14 protein-coding genes are annotated in these 21,241 nt (G+C 60.8%); 10 read left to right on the forward strand and 4 right to left on the reverse strand.

Annotated features, from left to right (window positions below; translation table 11 throughout):
• Positions 1–97: 97 nt before the first annotated feature.
• The 6 genes from aruF (at position 98) to astE (ending at position 6,472) form a co-directional block, all read left to right on the forward strand.
• A complete protein-coding gene (aruF, locus tag ALP40_RS03050) occupies positions 98–1,135 on the forward strand; it encodes an arginine/ornithine succinyltransferase subunit alpha (RefSeq protein ID WP_122206812.1) in 1,038 nt (345 codons plus the stop codon).
• Between the two features lie 62 nt (positions 1,136–1,197).
• Complete coding sequence (gene astA, locus ALP40_RS03055) at positions 1,198–2,223, forward strand: arginine N-succinyltransferase (protein WP_122206813.1); 1,026 nt, start codon at positions 1,198–1,200, stop codon at positions 2,221–2,223.
• Positions 2,220–3,689, forward strand: a complete 1,470-nt coding sequence (gene astD / locus ALP40_RS03060; protein WP_181112307.1) for a succinylglutamate-semialdehyde dehydrogenase — start codon at positions 2,220–2,222, stop codon at positions 3,687–3,689. Before astA ends, astD begins: the two co-directional genes overlap by 4 nt.
• Positions 3,690–3,738: 49 nt before the next feature.
• Positions 3,739–5,085 (forward strand): N-succinylarginine dihydrolase, encoded by a 1,347-nt coding sequence (gene astB / locus ALP40_RS03065; RefSeq protein ID WP_122206815.1) that lies wholly within the window; start codon positions 3,739–3,741, stop codon positions 5,083–5,085.
• Positions 5,086–5,144: 59 nt separating this feature from the next.
• Positions 5,145–5,435, forward strand: coding sequence for a topoisomerase II (locus ALP40_RS03070; RefSeq protein ID WP_122207420.1), 291 nt, complete (start codon positions 5,145–5,147; stop codon positions 5,433–5,435).
• A 23-nt stretch (positions 5,436–5,458) separates the two neighbouring features.
• Positions 5,459–6,472 (forward strand): succinylglutamate desuccinylase, encoded by a 1,014-nt coding sequence (astE, locus tag ALP40_RS03075; protein WP_122206816.1) that lies wholly within the window; start codon positions 5,459–5,461, stop codon positions 6,470–6,472.
• 292 nt (positions 6,473–6,764) lie between these two features.
• Here the strand turns inward: astE and guaD are convergent, their stop codons facing one another.
• The 4 genes from guaD to xdhA all read right to left on the reverse strand — a co-directional run bounded on the left by guaD (position 6,765) and on the right by xdhA (position 12,958).
• On the reverse strand, positions 6,765–8,078 hold the full coding sequence (gene guaD / locus ALP40_RS03080) for a guanine deaminase (RefSeq protein WP_122206817.1): 1,314 nt from the start codon (positions 8,076–8,078) through the stop codon (positions 6,765–6,767).
• A gap of 7 nt (positions 8,079–8,085) precedes the next feature.
• Positions 8,086–8,925: a xanthine dehydrogenase accessory protein XdhC gene (xdhC, locus tag ALP40_RS03085; RefSeq protein WP_122206818.1), complete on the reverse strand. Its 840-nt coding sequence runs from the start codon at positions 8,923–8,925 to the stop codon at positions 8,086–8,088.
• Positions 8,926–9,141: 216 nt separating this feature from the next.
• A complete protein-coding gene (gene xdhB, locus ALP40_RS03090) occupies positions 9,142–11,511 on the reverse strand; it encodes a xanthine dehydrogenase molybdopterin binding subunit (protein ID WP_122206819.1) in 2,370 nt (789 codons plus the stop codon).
• Positions 11,504–12,958, reverse strand: coding sequence for a xanthine dehydrogenase small subunit (xdhA, locus tag ALP40_RS03095; RefSeq protein WP_122206820.1), 1,455 nt, complete (start codon positions 12,956–12,958; stop codon positions 11,504–11,506). Before xdhA ends, xdhB begins: the two co-directional genes overlap by 8 nt.
• Before the next feature lie 273 nt (positions 12,959–13,231).
• Between xdhA and ALP40_RS03100 the strand changes: the two genes are divergently transcribed.
• From ALP40_RS03100 to ligA, 4 genes are all read left to right on the forward strand, one after another.
• Positions 13,232–13,891 carry a GntR family transcriptional regulator gene (locus tag ALP40_RS03100; RefSeq protein WP_122206821.1) on the forward strand — a complete coding sequence of 220 codons (660 nt, stop codon included), beginning with the start codon at positions 13,232–13,234 and terminating at the stop codon, positions 13,889–13,891.
• A gap of 4 nt (positions 13,892–13,895) precedes the next feature.
• Complete coding sequence (smc, locus tag ALP40_RS03105; protein WP_122206822.1) at positions 13,896–17,384, forward strand: chromosome segregation protein SMC; 3,489 nt, start codon at positions 13,896–13,898, stop codon at positions 17,382–17,384.
• Between the two features lie 252 nt (positions 17,385–17,636).
• Positions 17,637–18,512: a cell division protein ZipA gene (zipA, locus tag ALP40_RS03110; protein WP_122206823.1), complete on the forward strand. Its 876-nt coding sequence runs from the start codon at positions 17,637–17,639 to the stop codon at positions 18,510–18,512.
• Positions 18,513–18,626: 114 nt separating this feature from the next.
• The gene (ligA, locus tag ALP40_RS03115) at positions 18,627–20,975 is read left to right on the forward strand and encodes an NAD-dependent DNA ligase LigA (RefSeq protein ID WP_122206824.1); all 2,349 of its coding nucleotides are present in this window, start codon (positions 18,627–18,629) and stop codon (positions 20,973–20,975) included.
• Positions 20,976–21,241 lie beyond the last annotated feature (266 nt).

Here is a 21,241-nt window from a genome sequence, read left to right on the forward strand (position 1 = left end):
ACACCGGCCACTTTCTGGCACCTTGCGGACATGACGCCGCGTGGTGCTTTTTTTAGCGCCGGTCGTTCCGGCCTGTGGATCTACAAGGAGTGGCACCATGCTGGTGATGCGCCCCGCGCAAATGGCTGATCTGGCCGAGGTTCAACGCCTCGCCGCCGACAGCCCGATTGGTGTCACGTCCTTGCCCGACGATGCTGGCCGCTTGAGCGACAAGATCGGCTCTTCGGAGGCGTCGTTCTCGGCTGAGGTCAGCTTCAACGGCGAAGAAACCTACTTCTTCGTGCTCGAGGACAGCGAGAGCGGCCAGTTGGTCGGCTGTTCGGGCATCGTCGCGTCGGCGGGTTACTCCGAGCCTTTCTACAGCTTTCGCAACGAAACCTTCGTGCATGCTTCTCGCGAACTGAAAATTCACAACAAGATTCACGTGTTGTCGCAGTGCCATGACCTGACCGGCAACAGCCTGCTGACCAGTTTCTACGTGGCGCCTGAGTTGGTGGGCACGGCCTGGTCGGAACTCAATTCTCGTGGCCGTCTGCTGTTCGTCGCCAGCCATCCTGAGCGCTTTGCCGACTCGGTGGTGACCGAGATCGTTGGCTACAGCGACGAGAATGGCGACTCGCCGTTCTGGGACGCCATCGGTCGCAACTTCTTCGACATCAACTACGCCGCCGCCGAACGCCTGTGCGGGCTGAAAAGCCGGACATTCCTTGCCGAGTTGATGCCGCATTACCCGATCTACGTCCCACTGTTGCCCGACGCGGCGCAGGAAGCGATGGGGCAGGTCCATCCGCGTGCGCAGATCACCTTCGACATCCTGATGCGCGAAGGCTTCGAAACCGATCATTACATCGACATATTCGACGGCGGCCCGACATTGCACGCGCGGGTTTCCGGGATTCGCTCGATCGCCCAGAGCCGTTTGGTGCCGGTGAAGATCGAACCCGGCCCTAACAGCGCCAGCGATGTGGGTCGCGGCGGGCGCTCGTATCTGGTTGCCAACGGGCTGCTGCAGGATTACCGCGCCGTGCTGCTGGAGCTGGACTGGGCCCCGGGACGCCCCGTGGTGCTGAGCCTGCAGGCCGCCGAGGCCTTGGGCGTCGGTGAAGGTGCCAGTGTGCGGATCGTGGCGGTCTGAGCAAGACCTGCGAATGCTGATAAGTGAGTGTCGAGGCTCTTGAGAGCCGCTGAGGAGATAACATGATCGTTCGTCCCGTACGCAGCAGTGACCTGCCCGCGCTGATTGAATTGGCGCGCAGCACCGGTGCTGGCCTGACGACTCTGCCTGCCAACGAGGAGCGTCTGGCGCACCGGGTCGGCTGGGCCGAAAAGACCTTTCGCGGCGAAGCCGAGCGGGGCGACGCGGACTACCTGTTCGTGCTCGAAGACGATGAAGGGCGTGTGGTCGGTATTTCGGCCATTGCTGGCGCCGTCGGTCTGCGCGAACCCTGGTACAACTACCGGGTCGGGCTGACCGTCAGTGCGTCGCAGGAGCTGAACATCTACCGTGAGATTCCGACGCTGTTTCTGGCCAACGACCTGACCGGCAATTCGGAGCTGTGTTCGCTGTTCTTGCGCAGCGATGCGCGCAACGGCCTCAACGGCCGCCTGCTGTCCAAAGCGCGGATGCTGTTCATCGCCGAGTTTCCGAAACTGTTTGGCAACAAGATCATCGCCGAGATGCGCGGCATGTCCGACGAGAACGGCCGTTCGCCGTTCTGGGAAAGCCTGGGTCGGCACTTCTTCAAGATGGAATTCAGCCAGGCCGATTACCTGACCGGCGTCGGCAACAAAGCGTTCATCGCCGAGCTGATGCCCAAGTTTCCGCTGTACACCTGCTTTCTTTCCGAAGATGCGCGCAACGTGGTTGGCCGTGTCCACGCCGACACCGAGCCTGCCCTGACCATGCTCAAGGCCGAAGGCTTCAGTTATCAGGGCTACGTCGACATCTTCGACGCAGGGCCTGCCATCGAGTGTGAAACCGGCAAGATTCGCGCGGTACACGACAGCCAGGCGCTGGTTCTGGCCATTGGCACGCCGGGCGACGACGCGCCACAATTTTTGATCTACAACCGCAAGCGCGAAGACTGCCGCATCACGGTCGGTCCGGCGCGTTTCGCCGCTGGCACGTTGGTGGTCGATCCGATGACCGCCAAGCGCCTGCGCATGAGTGCTGGCGACAATGTGCGGGCAGTGCCGCTGTCGGCGGCGCGGGAGGGGGTGTGATGAGTACGCTGTATATCGCAGGCGCCTGGCTGGCCGGGCAGGGTGAGACGATCACCTCGCTTAACCCGGTGACGCAGCAGGTGTTGTGGTCCGGTCAGGGCGCAACGGCCGGGCAGGTCGAACTGGCGGTGCAGGCTGCGCGACAGGCGTTTCCTGGCTGGGCGCGTCGTTCATTGCAGGAGCGGATCGACGTACTGGAAGCCTTCGCTGCACGGCTCAAGCACCACGCTGACGACCTGGCCCACTGCATTGGCGAAGAAACCGGCAAACCGCTGTGGGAGTCGGCCACCGAAGTCACCACCATGATCAACAAGGTCGCCATTTCGGTGCAGAGCTATCGCGAGCGCACCGGCGAAAAGAGTGGTCCGCTGGGTGACGCTACCGCAGTATTGCGTCACAAGCCGCATGGCGTGGTGGCGGTCTTCGGCCCTTACAACTTCCCCGGTCATCTGCCCAATGGTCACATCGTTCCGGCGCTGCTGGCGGGCAATAGTGTGCTGTTCAAACCCAGCGAGCTGACCCCGAAAGTGGCCGAGCTGACCGTCAAGTGCTGGATCGAAGCCGGTCTGCCGAGCGGGGTGCTGAACCTGTTGCAGGGTGACCGCGAAACCGGCATCGCGCTGGCTGCCAACCCCGGTATCGACGGGCTGTTCTTCACCGGTTCAAGCCGAACCGGCAACGCACTGCATCAGCAATTCGCCGGACGTCCGGACAAGATCCTCGCCCTGGAAATGGGCGGCAACAACCCGCTGGTGATCGATCAGGTGCAGGACATGGACGCTGCGGTGTACACCGTGATTCAGTCGGCCTTCATTTCTGCCGGTCAGCGTTGTACGTGTGCGCGTCGGCTGCTCGTGCCGCAGGGCGATTGGGGCGATGCCTTTCTGGCCCGGCTGGTCGCCGTGAGCGAAACCATCGAAGTCGGCTCGTTCGACCAGCAGCCTGCGCCGTTCATGGGCTCGGTGATCTCGCTGGACGCAGCGCTTGGTCTGCTGGACGCCCAGCGCGTTCTGCTGGCCAAAGGTGCTGTGTCGTTGCTGGAGATGCGCCAGCCGCTGGCCCAGTCTGCCTTGCTGACGCCGGGCATCATCGATGTGACGGCGGCCAGCGAGCGGTCTGACGAAGAGCTGTTCGGCCCGCTGCTGCAGGTGATTCGCTACGCCGATTTCGACGCCGCCATCGCCGAGGCCAACAACACCCAGTACGGTCTGGCCGCTGGCTTGCTGTCGGATTCACAGGCGCGCTATCAGCAGTTCTGGCTGGAAAGCCGCGCCGGTATCGTCAACTGGAACAAGCAGTTGACTGGCGCCGCCAGCAGCGCGCCGTTCGGTGGCGTGGGCGCGTCGGGCAATCACCGGGCCAGTGCGTATTACGCGGCCGATTACTGCGCGTATCCGGTGGCATCCCTTGAAACCGACAGCCTGACGCTGCCGACGACGCTGACTCCGGGCATCAGGCTGAGCTGACTGTGCACGCAACGATTGCTTATAAAAACAGATCCACGGAGCCTTGCCGATGAAATCCTGTGAAGTGAATTTTGACGGTCTGGTCGGGCCAACCCACAACTACGGCGGGTTGTCCTACGGTAATGTCGCGTCCCAAAGCAACAGCCAGCAATGTTCCAACCCTCGTGAGGCGGCGCTACAGGGCCTGGCGAAAATGAAAGCGCTGATGGACCTGGGCTTCACTCAGGGCGTACTGGCACCTCAAGAGCGCCCTGATGTGGCCGGTTTGCGTCAATTGGGCTTTACCGGCAGCGACGAACAGGTCATTGAAAAGGTCGCTCGACAGGACATGCCGCTGCTGGTGGCCAGTTGCTCGGCGTCGAGCATGTGGGTGGCCAACGCGGCGACCGTCAGCCCGAGCGCCGACACGGCCGACGGCCGGGTGCATTTCACTGCGGCCAACCTCAACTGCAAATACCATCGCAGCATCGAACACCCGACGACCAGTCGCGTGCTGGGTGCAATGTTTGCCGATGCTCAGCACTTCGCGCATCACGCGGCGTTGCCAGCCGTTGCCCAGTTCGGCGACGAAGGGGCCGCCAACCACACGCGTTTCTGCCGGGATTATGGCGAGGCGGGCGTCGAGTTTTTTGTGTTCGGGCGCAGCGCTTTCGACACACGTTATCCGGCGCCGCAGAAGTACCCCGCGCGGCAGACGCTGGAGGCTTCCAAAGCCGTAGCACGTCTTCACGGCCTGAACGATGACGGGGTGGTCTACGGGCAGCAAAACCCGGCGGTGATCGATCAGGGGGTATTTCACAACGACGTGATCGCGGTCGGCAACGGCGAGGTGCTGTTCTATCACGAGGACGCCTTCCTCCACACCGAGTCGATGCTGGACGAGTTGCGCGAAAAACTTGCGCGGGTCGGTGGCCAGTTGCGAGCGATCTGCGTGCCACGCGCCGACGTCTCGGTGGCCGATGCAGTGCGTTCTTACCTGTTCAACAGCCAACTGCTGTCACGCGCAGACGGCACGATGCTGCTGATCGTGCCGCAAGAGTGTCAAGCCAACAGCAGCGTCTGGAGCTACCTGCAACGTCTGGTCACTGACGATAGCCCGGTGGCCGAAGTCAAGGTGTTCGACCTCAAGCAAAGCATGCAGAACGGTGGTGGTCCCGCGTGCCTGCGCCTGCGCGTCGCACTGAATGAAGCCGAGCTGGCGGCTGTCAATTCCGGCGTGATCATGACTGCACCGCTGTATGAAACCCTGACCCAATGGGTCGACCGGCACTATCGTGATCGCATGAGCGAAAACGACCTGGCCGACCCCCGATTGCTGACCGAATGCCGAACGGCATTGGATGAACTGACGCAAATCCTTAAACTGGGCGCCGTTTATCCTTTTCAACTCGTTTGATACCTACGCGTCGAGCCAAGGCCCGACGCATGATTTCTCCTTTCAAGAGCATTCCCAACATGAGCGACGCCCTGCAGTTAATCCTCGAAGACACCGATGGCACCCAGTTGGAAACCTCCTGCACCCGCGTTGCCGTCATCTGGCAGGGCAAGGAATTGTGGATTCAGCAAGACGGCCGCGGCCAGTTGCTGATTGGCGTTGACGTCGAAGAAGACGACGCTGAATACGCCAACCTGCTGCTGCGTCCACTGGCCACCAACCTGGTCAGCCTGCAGCTGGAAATGGAACCGGCCGACATGGGCGCCGAGGAAGAAGACGGCCATGTACACGGTCCTGACTGCAACCACTGAAATAACCCGTAAGGAAGCGCGCCATGCTCGCTCTCGGCAAACTGCTTGATTTGACCCTGGCCGGACGTGAGCCGGCGGAAAAGACTCAACTGACCGTCGAAGGCGTGCGCATGCGCTGGCTGGGCGAGGGGGCGCTGGAAGTTCGCCCGCCTGAGGCTCGTGACAACGGCACTGACCTGCTGCTGTCAGCCGGTATTCACGGCAATGAGACGGCCCCCATCGAGCTGCTGGATCAACTGATCCGTAGCATTGCGCGCGGCGATCTGAAACCGCGCGCCCGTATTATGTTCCTGTTCGGCAACCCGGAAGCGATGCGTCGCGGCACTCGGTTCGTCGAGCAGGACGTCAACCGGCTTTTCAATGGCCGTCACGAACAAAGCGGCGGCTCCGAGGCCTTGCGCGCCTGCGAGCTGGAGCGACTGGCGGCGAGCTTTTTCAAGCTGCCCGACCGCTACCGACTGCACTACGACCTGCACACCGCGATCCGAGGGTCGAAGATCGAGCAGTTCGCACTGTATCCGTGGAAAGAAGGCCGTAAGCATTCACGCCGCGAACTGGCCCGATTGCGCGCCGCAGGCATGAGCGCGGTGCTGTTGCAGAACAAACCGTCGATCGTGTTCAGCGCCTACACCTACGATCAGTTGGGGGTTGAAGCCTTCACACTCGAACTGGGCAAGGCCCGGCCTTTCGGGCAGAACCAGCAGGTCAACCTTGGTCCGTTGCGCGCAAGCCTGGAGCAACTGATTGAAGGCACCGAGCCTGAGCCGGATGACTCGCTCGACGGCCTGCAATTGTTCAGCGTGGCACGGGAAGTGATCAAACGCAGTGATGCCTTCAAATTCCATCTGGCCGACGACGTGGAGAACTTTTCTCCGCTGAAAAAAGGGTTTGTGCTTGCTGAGGACGTGAGTGATTCACGCTGGGTGGTGAAGGAAGAGGGCGCTCGGATCATCTTCCCGAATCCGAAGGTGAAGAATGGTTTGCGGGCGGGGATTCTGGTGGTGCCGGTGGCGGCGGAAGGTCTTGCCTTGGCGTGAAGCGCGGCTAAGCATCGACGGGCAGAGTCGGGCTCACTGAATGAACGCGACCTTGTGGGAAGGTTCTTCACGTCTTCTACGTAGTGAGCGGGCCGCGCAGCAAACTCAGTGGGAGCGGACTTGTCCGCGAAGGCGGGTACGGCCGATGAAGGTTCAGCAACTGAAATGCAGCATTCACGGACGAGTCCGCTTCCACGACGCTCGTTGCTTACTGCGCGACAGCACTGCGTCGAAGACGTAGTGACGCCTCCCACAGGTTGCATACCTGCCTCAAATAACGCTCGCGTCGCATTCAACCCCGCACATGCACCCGCTCACCCGCCGACCAGGTTTCCTTGACGGTCCTGTCATCGCCAAGGGTCATCAGCACGAACAGAATCTCTTCAATGTCTTTCGCCTGCTTCAAGCGGTACGACAACAGCGGCGTGGCGTTGTAGTCCAGCACCACGAAGTCGGCTTCGTTGCCAACGTTGAGGCTCCCGACCTTGTCCTCCAGACGCAGCGCCCGTGCGCCACCCAGTGTCGCCAGGTACAGCGACTTGAGCGGACTCAACCGTGCGCCTTGCATCTGCATCACTTTGTAGGCTTCGTTGAGCGTTTGCAGGATGGAAAAGCTGGTACCGCCGCCCACGTCGGTGCCCAACCCAACGTTGACCTTGTGTTTCTCGGCCATCGGCAGGTTGAACAGGCCGCTGCCCAGGAACAGGTTCGAGGTCGGGCAGAAGGCGATGGCCGAGCCGGTCTGCGCCAGACGAGCGCATTGCTCGTCACACAGATGCACGCCGTGGGCGAACACCGAGCGTTCGCTCAGCAGGTTGAAATGGTCGTAGACATCCAGGTAATGCTTGCGCTCGGGGAACAGCGCCTTGACCCATTCGACTTCCTGCAGGTTTTCGCTGATGTGGGTCTGCATGTACAGGCCGGGGTATTCCTGCAGCAGTTGACCGGCCAGCGCTAGTTGCTCCGGGCTGCTGGTCGGGGCGAAACGCGGTGTGACGGCGTAGCTCAAGCGACCCTGGCCATGCCAGCGTTCGATCAGCGCCTTGCTGTCGGCATAACCGGATTCGGGCGTATCCACCAGATAGTCCGGTGCATTGCGGTCCATCATCACTTTGCCCGCGATCATGCGCAGGTTGAGCTGTTGCGCAGCGCTGAAGAACGCTTCCACCGACGCCTTGTGCACGCTGCCGAACACCAGTGCCGTCGTGGTGCCGTTGCGCAGCAGTTCTTTGATGAAAATATCCGCCACCTGCGCCGAATGCTCAGGATCGGCGAACTGGCGCTCGCAGGGGAAAGTGTAAGTGTTGAGCCAGTCCAGCAGCTGCTCGCCATAGGCACCGATCATGCCGGTTTGCGGCAGGTGGATGTGGGTGTCGATGAAGCCGGGCGTGATCAGGGCGTCAGGGTATCGAATAAGCTCAACATCGTCATTCAGCGTCGCCAGCAGCTCTTGGGCATGACCGATGGCCGTGATCTTGCCGTTTTCCACGAGTATCAGACCGTCCGCGAAGTATTCGAAGGACGCCTCAGGCCCGACGTCGGCAGGGTCGGCGATGCTATGGACGATGGCGGCGCGGTAGGCTTTGCGGGACGTAACTGAACTCATGGGCATCTCATGACGACCTGCTGCGACGCGAGGCGGGCAGCAGTTTGGCGATAGGTTGGGTGTTGGCGCTTTGCTGGCCGAAGTCTGCGTTATAGGTCGCAATGACCTCGGCGGCGATGGATACGGCAATCTCGATGGGCAGCTTGCCTTTGACCTCGGCAAGCCCCATCGGGCAGCGCATGCGTTGTAAAAGACCTGCGTCGAAACCGCGTTCACGCAGACGGTGTTCGAATTTGACCCGTTTGGTGCGCGAACCAATCAGGCCGAAGTAGCCGAAGTCCCCACGCTGGAGGATGGCAGCGGTCAGTTCGAAGTCCAGTTGATGATTGTGGGTCATCACGATGCAGTAGCTGCCAGCGGGCAGATTCGCGATTTCATCGACCGGATCGTCGTTGATGATTCTGGTCACGCCATCAGGCATCGATTCCGGGAATTCGTTCTCGCGCGAATCGATCCAGCGCACGCGGCACGGCAGGCTGGCCAGCAGCGGCACCAGGGCGCGGCCCACATGACCGGCGCCGAATACGGCGATCTGCGCGACCGGCTCGCCCATCGGTTCGAACAGCAGCACGTTAACACCGCCGCAGCATTGCCCCAGACTCGCGCCCAGATTGAAGCGCTCCAGCCGGGTTTGCCGTGTGCCACTGGCCAGCATTTCGCGGGCGATGTGCATGGCCTTGTATTCCAGATGCCCGCCGCCAATGGTGTCGTGAATCCGCTCGGCACTGACCACCATCTTAGAGCCGGCATTGCGTGGTGTGGACCCCAGTTCTTCGATGATCGTCACCAGAATCGCAGGCTCACCACGGGCCTGAAGATCGGCAAGGGCGCTTATCCAGTTATTCATGGCTCTGTCCGCCAAACCCGTGGGAGCGAGCTTGCTCGCGAAGACCGTGTTTCAGGCAGCCTAGGCGCGGCGAGTGTTCTGCACCTTTCGCGAGCAGGCTCGCTCCCACGGCTGGAGTGATCATCGTGCCTGCATGCTGCGTCCCAAAGGGTTGGGTTACGCAGGTGTTTCTGTGTAAACGCCTGGACGCGGAGCAAGGGAGACGATCAGCGATGGTCACAAGCATGTGGCTTTCCCCAGTTCGCGCATCTGTTCACAGCCCCACAACACCTTTTCTGGTGTTGCAGGCGCGTCAATGCGGGGTTGGTGGCGGTAGTCGCCCAGGCTGGCCACGGCGTCCTTGATGGCGCACCAGGCGGCAATGCCCAGCATGAACGGCGGTTCGCCCACGGCCTTGGAGTGGAACACCGTGTCTTCGGGGTTCTTGCGGTTTTCCACCAGCTTTACCCGCAGGTCCAGCGGCATGTCGGCCACCGCAGGGATCTTGTACGACGCAGGCCCTGTGGTCAGCAGTTTGCCCTTGGCGCTCCACACCAACTCCTCGGTGGTCAGCCAGCCCGCGCCCTGAATGTAGCCGCCTTCGACCTGGCCAATGTCGATGGCCGGATTCAGCGAGGCGCCGACGTCATGCAGGATGTCGGTGCGCAGCATCTTGTATTCGCCAGTCAAGGTGTCGACGATCACCTCGGCGCAGGCTGCGCCAAAAGCGAAGTAGTAGAACGGCCGTCCGCGTGCCTGGCTGCGGTCGTAGAAAATCTTGGGCGTTTTGTAATAGCCGGTGCTGGACAGCGACACCTGGCCCATCCACGCCAATTGCGCCAGCTCGGCGAACGACAGCAGCGTCTCGCCAGCCCTCACATGGCCGTTACGGAACTCGACCTGGCTCTCCTCAATCTTGAAGTGCTTCGCGGCAAACTCGACCAGCCGCTGCCTGAGGATTTCGGCGGCATTTTGCGCGGCCTTGCCGTTGAGGTCGGTGCCGCTGGAAGCGGCCGTAGGCGAGGTGTTGGGCACCTTGTCGGTGTTGGTCGCCGTGATCTGGATGCGTTCGATATCGACCTGAAACACCTCGGCCACGACCTGCGCCACCTTGACGTTGAGCCCTTGGCCCATCTCGGTGCCGCCGTGGTTCAGGTGAATGCTGCCATCGGTGTAGATATGGATCAGCGCCCCGGCCTGATTGAGAAAGCTGGCGGTGAACGAAATGCCGAACTTGACCGGCGTCAGGGCCAAACCCTTTTTCAGAATCGGGCTGCCCGCGTTGAACACGCGAATCGCCTCACGACGCTCCGCGTACTCGCAGCTCTGCTCAAGATCGGCGGTCATTTCTTCCAGCAGATTGTGCTCCACCGTCTGGTAGTAGTGGGTGACGTTGCGCTCAGTCTTGCCGTAATAGTTGGCCTTGCGCACCGCCAGCGGGTCTTTGCCCAGGTAACGGGCGATGCAGTCCATGACTTCTTCAATAGCGACCATGCCCTGCGGGCCACCGAAGCCGCGATAGGCCGTGTTGGACGCTGTATGAGTCTTGCAGCGATGGCCATTGATCGTGGCTTCGCCCAAGTAATAGGCGTTGTCTGCGTGAAACATGGCGCGGTCGACGATGGACGCCGACAGGTCAGGTGAATAGCCGCAGTTGCCCGCCAGGTCCAGTTCGATGCCCTGCAACCGACCGTTATCGTCGAACCCCACGTCGTACTCGATATAGAAGGGGTGACGCTTGCCGGTCATGATCATGTCTTCGACCCGTTGCAGGCGCATCTTGGTCGGTTGCCCGGTCAAGCGTGCGACCACGGCACACAGGCACGCAGGGCTGGCCGCCTGGGTTTCCTTGCCGCCGAAGCCGCCACCCATGCGGCGCATGTCGACCACGATCCGATTCATCGGAACGTCCAGCACTTCGGCCACCAGCTTCTGAATTTCGGTGGGGTTCTGGGTCGAGCTGTACACGATCATGCCGCCATCTTCGGTGGGCATTACTGAAGCGATCTGCGTCTCCAGATAAAAATGCTCCTGCCCGCCAATGTGCAGGCTGCCTTGCAAGCGGTGAGTGGCGCCTTGCAGCGCGGTCGCCGAATCGCCACGCTTGTGGGTGTGGCTGTCGAGCACGAAATGCTTTTGTCGCAGGGCCTGTACCACGTCCAGTACCGGCTCCAGGTCTTCGTATTCGATCACCGCCGCCATCGCCGCTTTGCGAGCGGTGTCCAGATCACGTGCAGCGACGGCCAGCACCGGCTGACCGACGAATTCGACCTTGTCGATGGCCAGCAGCGGGTCGCCGGGCAGCAGCGGGCCGATGTCTTTCAGGCCTGGAATGTCCTCGTGGGTAATGACGATGCGCACGCCTTCGACGGCATGGCATGGGGCGGTGTCGATGCTGAGGATGCGCGCATGGGCGCGGTCCGAAAGCCGCGCATACACATGCAGTTGATTGGGAAATTCCAGCCGGTCATCGATGTACACAGCTTCGCCGGACACATGCTTGTCGGCGCTGTCGTGCTTCACGCTGCGTCCTGCCCCCGTGGTGATCCCTTGCTGGAACAGCTCGGCCATCTCGGCCTGAGTCTTTTGCGGGGCGTGATCAGACATAGTGAGTCACCCGCGTTGGTGTGTGAGGCGTCTGCAACTCTATAAAGCACTTGCGCAGCAGGTTGCGGGCACTCAACAGGCGGTATTCCTTGCTGGCGCGGAAGTCTGATAGAGGGGTGAAGTCGTCCCCCAATGCGGCGCAAGCGTGCTCGACGGTTTCACTGTTCCACGGCTGACCGATGAGTGCTCGTTCACAGGCCGCAGCGCGTTTGGGAATGGCCGCCATCCCGCCGAACGCAATGCGAGCTTCCTCAATCGCGCCGTCTTTTATCTGCAAACGGAAGGCCGCACAGACCGCCGAAATATCGTCGTCCAGTCGCTTGGACACCTTATAGGCCTTGAAGATCTGATGGTGATTGGCAGTCGGTACGATGATTTTCTCGATGAACTCGCTTTCCTGCCGTGCCGTGACCTTGTAATCGATGAAGTAATCTTCCAGCGCCAGGGTGCGCCGGGCCTCGCCTTTGCGCAGCATGATCTGCGCGCCGAGGGCGATAAGCAGGGGCGGGGCGTCGCCAATCGGGGAGGCGTTGCCGATGTTGCCGCCCAGCGTGCCCTGATTGCGAATCTGCAATGATGCGAAGCGTTGCAACAATTCGCCGAAATCGGGGTACTCGGCTTTCAAGGCAGCGTAACAATCGGTCAACGGTGTGGCGGCACCGATTTCCAGCCGATCCTCGAAACGCTCGACGCGCTTCATGGTCTCGATATGGCCCACATAGATCATCACCGGCAGCGACTTGTGAAACTGGGTGACTTCCAGGGCCAGGTCAGTACCGCCTGCCAGCAGGCGCGCATGGGGATTGGCGTCGTACAGGTCGGCGAGGTCGGCCACGGTCAGCGGAACAAGACAGCGTTTTTCGCCGTCGTTCAGCTCGCCGGTCTGCTGCGGGGCGATGGCGCGCAAGCGTTCGAGGGTCTGTGCCTGATGCTGGTCGAATTGATCCGGCTGGCGTTGCCCGCACGCTTGCTCGGCGGCGGCCAGGATCGGACGGTAACCCGTGCATCGACACAGATTGCCGGCCAGTGCTTCATGAGTCTGATGCGCATCGGCCTGCTCGCTGTTCTTTTGCAAGGCGAACAGCGACATCACAAAACCCGGCGTACAGAAACCGCATTGTGAGCCGTGGCACTCGACCATCGCCTGCTGAACGCTGTGCAACCGGCCCTGGTGCTTGAGGTCTTCGACGCTGATCAACTGCTTGCCATGCAGCGACGCCACGAACGTCAGGCATGAATTGAGACTGCGATAGCGCAGGCGTTGCTCGCCTGTGGCGTCGGTGTGCAGCTCGCCGATCACGACAGTACACGCGCCACAGTCACCGCTGGCGCACCCTTCCTTGGTGCCGGGCTTGTGTGCCTGCTCGCGCAGGTAGGTCAGCACCGTCATGTTTGGATCGAGGGTTCGCTCGGTCTTTAGCTCTTGGTTCAAAAGGAACTGAATCACGGCGTAATGCCCTCAATTAACTGTCATCGGACATGTCGATGAATCTAGCAGTTTTGCTTATTGGGTCAATTTGTTTCTGACTTCAGAGTCAGGAAATCAGGTTTTTTGCACCTCTGCCGATCAAAGGCGTCACAAGCGTTGAATCCGCCCTAGGGCGATGTGCGAGGTTTTGCGTGTTTCGTGCCAGTTTCATGGGATATGGCCCTGCGCCATCCCCTTGGCTTGCGATACACTCCGCCTCTTGTATGTAGAACTGGTTTTTGAAGGATAGTCATGACGTTCAAGGCACCGGACAGCCTCGCTGAGCAAATAGCCCATCACCTTGCAGAAAGGATTATCCGCGGTGAGCTCAAGCCAGGAGAGCGAATTCAGGAGCAAAAAGTCACGCAGGCATTGAACGTCAGCCGTGGTTCGGTGCGTGAAGCATTGCTGATTCTGGAACGCCGCCATCTGGTGGCGATCCTGCCGCGCCGTGGTGCGCAGGTCACGATACTCAACGCCCACAATGTCACCAGCTTGTGCTCGTTGATGAGCGAGCTTTATATTCTGCAGGCCAATGCCGTTGCCGAACGCTGGAAAACCCAGGATGATCTCGCCCCGTTCCTGGCGATCCAGCAGCGTTTGCAGGCCAGTCTGGACAGCGAGGACGTCAAGTCCTTCGTCGAGGAGAGCTTCAACGTCATGCGCGCCGCGTATCCCTTTGCCAATAACCCGTACCTGGAGGAAACCATCGAAAACCTTCAGCCTTCCATGAGCCGCAGCTATTTTCTCGCCCTCGAACAGCGCAAGACGGAGATGAGGGATTACCTCGACCTGTTCGGTCGCTTGCTCGAAGCCGTGGTCGCGCGGGATCTGGCGCAGATTCGCGTTGTATTGGTCAGCTACTGCCAGCGCAGTTGTCAGTTGGTTCTTTCCGCTTTGGCAGCAGGCTGATGAGATGCGTCTGAAGTGCATCAAGCTGGCGGGGTTCAAGTCCTTCGTCGACCCCACCACGGTGAACTTCCCCAGTAACATGGCGGCCGTTGTCGGCCCTAACGGCTGCGGTAAATCCAACATCATCGACGCCGTGCGCTGGGTCATGGGCGAAAGCTCGGCCAAGAACCTGCGCGGCGAGTCGATGACCGACGTCATCTTCAACGGGTCCACCAGCCGCAAGCCGGTCAGTCAGGCCAGCATCGAGCTGGTGTTCGACAACTCCGACGGCACGCTGGTGGGTGAATACGCGGCCTACGCGGAAATCTCCATTCGCCGCAAAGTGACCCGCGACAGCCAGAACAGCTATTACCTCAACGGCACCAAATGCCGTCGTCGTGACATCACCGACATCTTCCTTGGCACCGGCCTGGGGCCACGCAGCTACTCGATCATCGAGCAGGGCATGATCTCCAAGCTGATCGAAGCCAAGCCGGAGGACCTGCGTAACTTCATCGAAGAAGCGGCCGGTATCTCCAAGTACAAGGAACGCCGTCGCGAAACCGAGAACCGCATTCGTCGCACCCACGAAAACCTGGCACGCCTGACCGACCTGCGTGAAGAGCTGGAGCGTCAGTTGGAGCGGCTGCACCGTCAGGCCCAGGCCGCCGAGAAGTATCAGGAATACAAGACCGAAGAGCGTCAGCTCAAGGCGCAACTGTCGGCGTTGCGCTGGCAGGCCTTGAACGATCAGGTCGGCCAGCGTGAAGCGGTGATTGGCGGTCAGGAAGTCGGATTCGAAGCGCTGGTCGCCGATCAGCGCAGTGCCGATGCCAGCATCGAAAGGCTGCGGGACGGCCATCATGACCTCTCTGAACGCTTCAATCTGGTGCAGGGCCGCTTCTATTCGGTGGGTGGCGACATTGCCCGCGTCGAGCAGAGTATTCAGCACGGCCAGCAGCGTCTGCGTCAGTTGCAGGACGATCTGCGCGAAGCCGAGCGTGCCCGTCAGGAAACCGAATCGCACCTTGGGCACGACACCACGTTGCTGGCCACCCTCAGTGAAGAGCTTGAGATGCTCGAACCCGAGCAGGAGATGACCAGCGCGGCTGCCGAAGAGTCCGCCGTCGCCCTGGAAGATGCCGAAGCCGCGATGCACGGCTGGCAAGAACAGTGGGATGTGTTCAATCAACGGTCCGCCGAGCCGCAGCGCCAGGCCCAGGTTCAGCAATCGCGCATTCAGCAGCTAGAACAGAGCATGGAGCGGCTGGCCGAGCGCCAGCGGCGTCTGGGTGAGGAGCGTCAATTGTTGGCGGCCGACCCTGAAGACGCCGCCATCCTGGAGCTGAGCGAAGACCTTGCCAGTCGCCAGATGACCCTCGAAGAGCTGCACATGGGCGAGGAGCAGGCAGTTGAACGTCTTGAGCAACTGCGCGATGCCTTGCAGCGCGCCAATCAGGATCAGCAGCAGGCTCAGGGCGAGCTGCAACGCCTCAATGGGCGGCTGGCCTCGCTGGAAGCCTTGCAACAGGCTGCACTCGATCCCGACACCGGCACCGCCGAATGGCTGCGCGATCAGCAACTGGATCAGCGTCCGCGTCTGGCGGAAAACCTCAGGGTCGAGGCTGGCTGGGAAATGGCAGTCGAAACAGTGCTTGGCGCTGACTTGCAAGCCGTTCTGGTGGATGACTTCGGTGAGCTGGACGTCGCCAGCTTTCAGCAGGGCGATTTGCGTCTGTTGAGTGCGGGTGCCGATACCCCGCGAATGGCAGGCAGTCTGCTGGACAAGGTAGAAAGTGACATTGATTTGTCTGCCTGGTTGGGGCAGGTGATTCCGGTCAACGATCTGGACGAAGCGTTGGCGCGCCGGGGCGAGCTGGCGGCAGGGCAGAGTCTGATCAGTCGCGACGGTTATTGGGTCGGGCGGCACTTTTTGCGGGTGCGACGCGCCAGCGAAGCGCAGAGCGGGGTGCTGGCGCGAGGGCAGGAATTGCAGCAGCTCGGGCTTGAGCGTGACGAACGCGAAGTCACGCTGGTCGCGCTAGAAGAACAATTGCTGAGCCTGCGCGAGCAGCAAGCGCAGCAGGAGGAATCAAGAGAGCAGTTGCGCCGCCGTGTGCAGGATGAAACCCGTCAGCAAAGCGAACTCAATGCGCAACTGTCGGCGGCCAAGGCCAAGGTCGAACAGCTGACGTTGCGCCGCACACGACTGGACGAAGAGTTGGCCGAACTGGCCGAGCAGCGAGCGCTTGAACATGAGCATCTGGGTGAGTCTCGCCTGGAGTTGCAGGACGCACTGGACGCAATGGCGCTGGACACCGAACAGCGCGAGGTGCTGCAGGCTCAGCGCGACAGCCTTCGCGAGCGGCTGGATCGCGTGCGTCAGGAAGCGCGCCTGCACAAAGATCGCAGCCACCAGTTGGCAGTGCGTCTGGGTTCACTCAAGGCCCAGCATGATTCGACGCGCCAGGCCCTTGAGCGTTTGCAGATGCAATCCGAGCGCCTGACGGAAAAGCGCGAGCAGTTGAGCCTGAATCTTGAGGAGGGCGAGGCACCGCTGGAAGAATTGCGGCTCAAGCTGGAAGAATTGCTTGAGCGGCGCATGGTGGTCGATGACGAGATGCGCATCGCCAAGAACGCACTGGAGGACGCCGACCGTGAGCTGCGGGACGCTGAAAAGCGCCGCACCCAGGCCGAACAGCAGTCGCAATTGTTGCGTGGCCAACTCGAGCAGCAACGGCTGGAATGGCAGGCCCTGACAGTCCGTCGCAAGGCGTTGCAGGATCAGTTGCACGAGGACGGCTACGACCTGCACGGTGTGCTTGCCACGCTGACGCCGGAAGCGAGTGAGCAGGCCGCCGAGCAGCAACTGGAGAGCATCGCCGCCCGCATTCAGCGACTGGGCGCCATCAACCTGGCGGCCATCGATGAGTATCAGCAGCAGTCCGAGCGCAAGCGTTATCTGGACGCTCAGGATGCCGACCTGGTGGAAGCGCTCGACACGCTCGAAAACGTCATCCGCAAGATCGATAAGGAGACGCGCAATCGCTTCAAAGATACCTTCGATCAGATAAATAGCGGAATTCAGGCACTTTTCCCAAAAGTTTTCGGTGGCGGCTCCGCTTATTTGGAACTGACGGGCGAAGATTTACTCGATACAGGGGTGACAATCATGGCGCGTCCCCCCGGCAAGAAGAACAGCACCATTCATTTGCTGTCCGGCGGGGAAAAAGCACTGACTGCGCTGGCATTGGTTTTTGCCATTTTCAAACTCAATCCCGCGCCGTTCTGCATGCTCGACGAAGTCGATGCGCCGCTGGACGACGCCAACGTCGGACGCTATGCGCGGCTGGTGAAGGAGATGTCGCAAACGGTGCAATTCATCTACATCACTCACAACAAGATCGCCATGGAAATGGCCGATCAGCTGATGGGTGTGACGATGCATGAACCCGGGTGTTCAAGGCTGGTTGCGGTGGATGTCGAAGAGGCTATGGCCTTGGTGGATGCGTAGGCTGATAACCGCCGAATGATCTGCAAAACGACATCTGAACGGCTGAAAATGTGACGCGCGTGAGGCAGATATCAGTTTGCGCACCAAAGAGGTGTAACAGACGGTGTAAAGTTACCTTTGGTCGTGCTAGTTTAGGGACCACTTTTTATTTTTTCGTGGGCAAAATGCCAGTCAGAACATAGACTTGGCTCCACGTATTAAAGGGGTTTAGGCCCTTATTTTCAGAATTCTTCATTAGAGGCACTGGATTACATGGAAATCGGTCTGCGCGAGTGGCTGATCGTCATCGGCATAATTGTCATTGCCGGTATTCTCTTCGATGGCTGGCGCCGTATGCGCGGCGGTAAGGGAAAATTGAAATTCAGGCTTGATCGGAGCTTTTCCAACCTTCCGGACGACGAGGAACCTGCCTCCGCCGAAGTGCTGGGGCCGCCCCGTGTGCTGGATACCCACAAAGAGCCGCATCTGGACGAGCACGACCTTCCGTCGATGAGTGCCAGCCCGCGAGACAACGTGCGCGAGAGCGCTCGTGAGAGCAAGCGCAGCAATGGCGACAAGAAGCGCAAGGGCGAGCCGCATCAGGGCGACCTGAATCTGGACATGGACGGCCCGAGCCTGTTTACCGGCCGTGACGAAGACTTCCCGGACGACAAGCCTGCGCAACGCATCACTGAAGACAAAGACCTGCCTCCGGTTGAGGAAGTGCTGGTCATCAGCGTGATTTCCCGCAGCGAAGGCGGTTTCAAAGGGCCTGCGCTGTTGCAGAACATCCTGGAAAGCGGCCTGCGTTTCGGCGAGATGGACATCTTCCATCGTCACGAAAGCATGGCGGGTAACGGCGAAGTGCTGTTCTCGATGGCCAACGCCGTCAAGCCGGGGATTTTCGATCTGGACGACATCGACCATTTCAGCACCCGCGCCGTGAGCTTCTTCCTGGGTCTGCCGGGTCCTCGTCATCCCAAGCAGGCGTTTGACGTGATGGTCGCAGCAGCACGCAAGCTGGCGCATGAACTGGACGGCGAGCTGAAAGATGATCAGCGCAGCGTCATGACCGCGCAAACCATCGAGCACTACCGCCAGCGCATCGTTGAGTTCGAGCGTCGCGCACTGACTCAGCGTCGCGGCTGAGGCTCGCTTGCCAGCCCTTGTTGAACGGCGTTCTGCAAGGGCTGCGCACCGCAACGGCAGAACCACCCGATTGAGCAGCCCAGGCTGCTCTTTTGCTTTTTGAGAGAACACCGTATGAAGGCCGTCGAAACCCGAATCCTGGAACTGCGCGCAGAGCTGGATCAGCACAACTACCGCTATCACGTTCTGGACGAACCCAGCATCCCCGATGTCGAGTACGACCGCCTGTTCCACGAACTCAAGGCGCTTGAAGCCGAGAATCCGCATCTGGTCACGCCTGACTCGCCCACTCAGCGTGTCGGCAGCGCGGCGTTGTCGGCGTTCACTCAGGTGCGCCACGAAATGCCGATGCTCAGTTTGGGCAACGCATTCGAAGAAAACGACATGCATGAGTTCGACCGTCGTGTGACCGAAGGGCTGGACTTGCCTGAAGGCAGCCGCAAGGTTCAATACAGTTGCGAGCCCAAGCTGGATGGTCTGGCAGTCAGTCTGCTGTACCGCGACGGGGCGCTGGTGCGCGGTGCGACGCGGGGCGACGGTACGACGGGGGAGGACATCAGCGTCAACGTGCGCACCGTCCGTAACATCCCGCTCAAACTGCACGGCACCGGCTGGCCTGAGGTGTTGGAGGTGCGCGGCGAGGTGTTCATGTCCAAGGCCGGTTTCGAGCGGCTCAACGCAAGCCAGCTGGAAGTCGGCGGCAAGACCTTCGCCAACCCGCGCAACGCCGCAGCGGGCAGCCTGCGCCAACTGGATTCGAAGATCACGGCCAATCGTCCGCTGGAATTCTGTGGTTATGGCCTGGGTCAGACCTCTGCGGAGGTCGCCGACACTCATGTGGGCGTGCTGAACCAGCTCAAGGCATGGGGCGTGCCGGTCAGCCGCGAGCTCAAACTCGCCAATGGCATCGAAGAGTGTCTGGCGTATTACCACGACATCGGCGAGCGACGCCTGTCGCTGAGCTACGAAATTGATGGCGTGGTGTTCAAGGTCAACAAGCTCGCTGATCAGCGCGAGCTGGGTTTTCGCGCCCGGGAGCCGCGCTGGGCGATTGCGCATAAATTTCCCGCAATGGAAGAGCTGACCGAGTTGTTGGACGTCGAATTCCAGGTGGGCCGCACCGGCGCGGTCACCCCCGTTGCCCGCTTGAAACCCGTCAAGGTTGCGGGGGTGATGGTTGCCAATGCAACGCTGCACAACATGGACGAGGTGGCACGGCTGGGCCTGATGATCGGTGACACCGTGATCATTCGCCGTGCCGGTGATGTCATTCCGCAGGTGGTGCAGGTGGTCATGGAGCGTCGTCCTGAGGACGCCAGGCCGGTCGAGGTCCCGCAGACCTGTCCGGTGTGCGGCTCCCATGTCGAACGCACCCAACTGGTCAAACGCAGCAAAGGCAAGGAAACGGTTAGCGAAGGCGCGGTGTATCGCTGCATCGGGCGTCTGGCCTGTGGCGCGCAGCTCAAGCAGGCGATCATTCATTACGTGTCGCGCCGCGCAATGGACATCGAAGGCCTGGGCGACAAGACCATCGAGCAATTGGTGGACGAAAAACTCATCGGCTCGCCGGCTGATCTCTACAAGCTTCAGTTTGATCAGATCATCGACCTGGAGGGCTTTGCCAAAATCTCCAGTGAAAAGCTGCTCAAAGCGATTGCCGACAGCCGCCAGCCGACTCTGTCGCGCTTCATCTACGCGCTCGGTATCCCTGACGTAGGCGAGGAGACGGCCAAGGTACTGGGGCGCTCGCTGGCGTCGCTGGATCGTGTCAAGCAGGCGTTGCCGGAAGTCCTCACCTACCTGCCGGATATCGGCATGGAAGTCGCTTACGAAATCCACAGTTTCTTCGAAGACGAGCACAACCAGAACGTGATCGACGCGTTGCTGGGTGAGTGCGGCCTGCAGTTGCAGGATCAAGGCGAGTTGGGCGCCGAGTTTGCTGCGAGCACCACGCTGGGCGGGCTGATCGACAAGCTGCACGTGCCCTCGGTCGGGCCCGGTGCGGCGCAGAAGCTGGCCGACAAGTTCGGCACGCTGGAAGCGATCATCGGCGCAGACTGGCTGGACATGCGTCAGGCGCTGCCCGAGAAACAAGCCAAGGCGGTACGCGATTTCTTTGACAGCGTGGCCAACGCTGAGCGCGCACGCGCCATCGAAGCCCAGCTCAAGGACTTCGGCATGCATTGGCGCAGCGAGAAGAAAGCCGTAGAAGGTTTGCCGCTGGCTGGGCAGACCTGGGTCCTCACCGGATCGCTGGAGCGCATGAGTCGCGACGTCGCCAAGGAGAAACTCGAAAGCCTGGGCGCCAAGGTGTCCGGGTCGGTGTCGGCGAAAACCCATACGGTGGTCGCAGGGCCGGGCGCGGGATCGAAGCTGACCAAGGCTCGGGAATTGGAGATTACCGTTCTGGACGAAGATGAACTGCTAACGCGTCTGACCGAACTGGGCGTAAAGATAACGTGAGCCATGCGCTCGGCTCACTGAATGCGCAGCCTTACCATTTGTGACGCGGAGCATCCCGGGATGCATGCCCACCGGAGCGGTGGGCACGATCAGTGCTGAGGCGGGTTTGTGTATAAAGCGAGCGATTGATCGCTCTCATGCTCCGCGTGGTAATGCCTCTCAGGACGCTCTGCTTCCCGGGCGGCATGCCCACGCGGAGCGATGAGTATGATCAGGTTGGGTTGTGTGTAATGACAGCACCATTCTGGTCTGGAAAACCTGCGCTT

This window comes from Pseudomonas viridiflava (genome assembly GCF_003702045.1).
GTDB lineage: Bacteria > Pseudomonadota > Gammaproteobacteria > Pseudomonadales > Pseudomonadaceae > Aquipseudomonas > Aquipseudomonas viridiflava_C.

Excerpts from the sequence above, each read along its gene's own strand:
- aruF (WP_122206812.1), top strand. The coding sequence starts at position 98 with ATGCTGGTGATGCGCCCCGCGCAAATGGCTGATCTGGCCGAGGTTCAA.
- astA (WP_122206813.1), top strand. The coding sequence starts at position 1,198 with ATGATCGTTCGTCCCGTACGCAGCAGTGACCTGCCCGCGCTGATTGAA.
- astB (WP_122206815.1), top strand. The coding sequence starts at position 3,739 with ATGAAATCCTGTGAAGTGAATTTTGACGGTCTGGTCGGGCCAACCCAC.
- ALP40_RS03070 (WP_122207420.1), top strand. The coding sequence starts at position 5,145 with ATGAGCGACGCCCTGCAGTTAATCCTCGAAGACACCGATGGCACCCAG.
- astE (WP_122206816.1), top strand. The coding sequence starts at position 5,459 with ATGCTCGCTCTCGGCAAACTGCTTGATTTGACCCTGGCCGGACGTGAG.
- guaD (WP_122206817.1), bottom strand. The coding sequence starts at position 8,078 with ATGAGTTCAGTTACGTCCCGCAAAGCCTACCGCGCCGCCATCGTCCAT.
- xdhC (WP_122206818.1), bottom strand. The coding sequence starts at position 8,925 with ATGAATAACTGGATAAGCGCCCTTGCCGATCTTCAGGCCCGTGGTGAG.
- xdhB (WP_122206819.1), bottom strand. The coding sequence starts at position 11,511 with ATGTCTGATCACGCCCCGCAAAAGACTCAGGCCGAGATGGCCGAGCTG.
- ALP40_RS03100 (WP_122206821.1), top strand. The coding sequence starts at position 13,232 with ATGACGTTCAAGGCACCGGACAGCCTCGCTGAGCAAATAGCCCATCAC.
- smc (WP_122206822.1), top strand. The coding sequence starts at position 13,896 with ATGCGTCTGAAGTGCATCAAGCTGGCGGGGTTCAAGTCCTTCGTCGAC.
- zipA (WP_122206823.1), top strand. The coding sequence starts at position 17,637 with ATGGAAATCGGTCTGCGCGAGTGGCTGATCGTCATCGGCATAATTGTC.
- ligA (WP_122206824.1), top strand. The coding sequence starts at position 18,627 with ATGAAGGCCGTCGAAACCCGAATCCTGGAACTGCGCGCAGAGCTGGAT.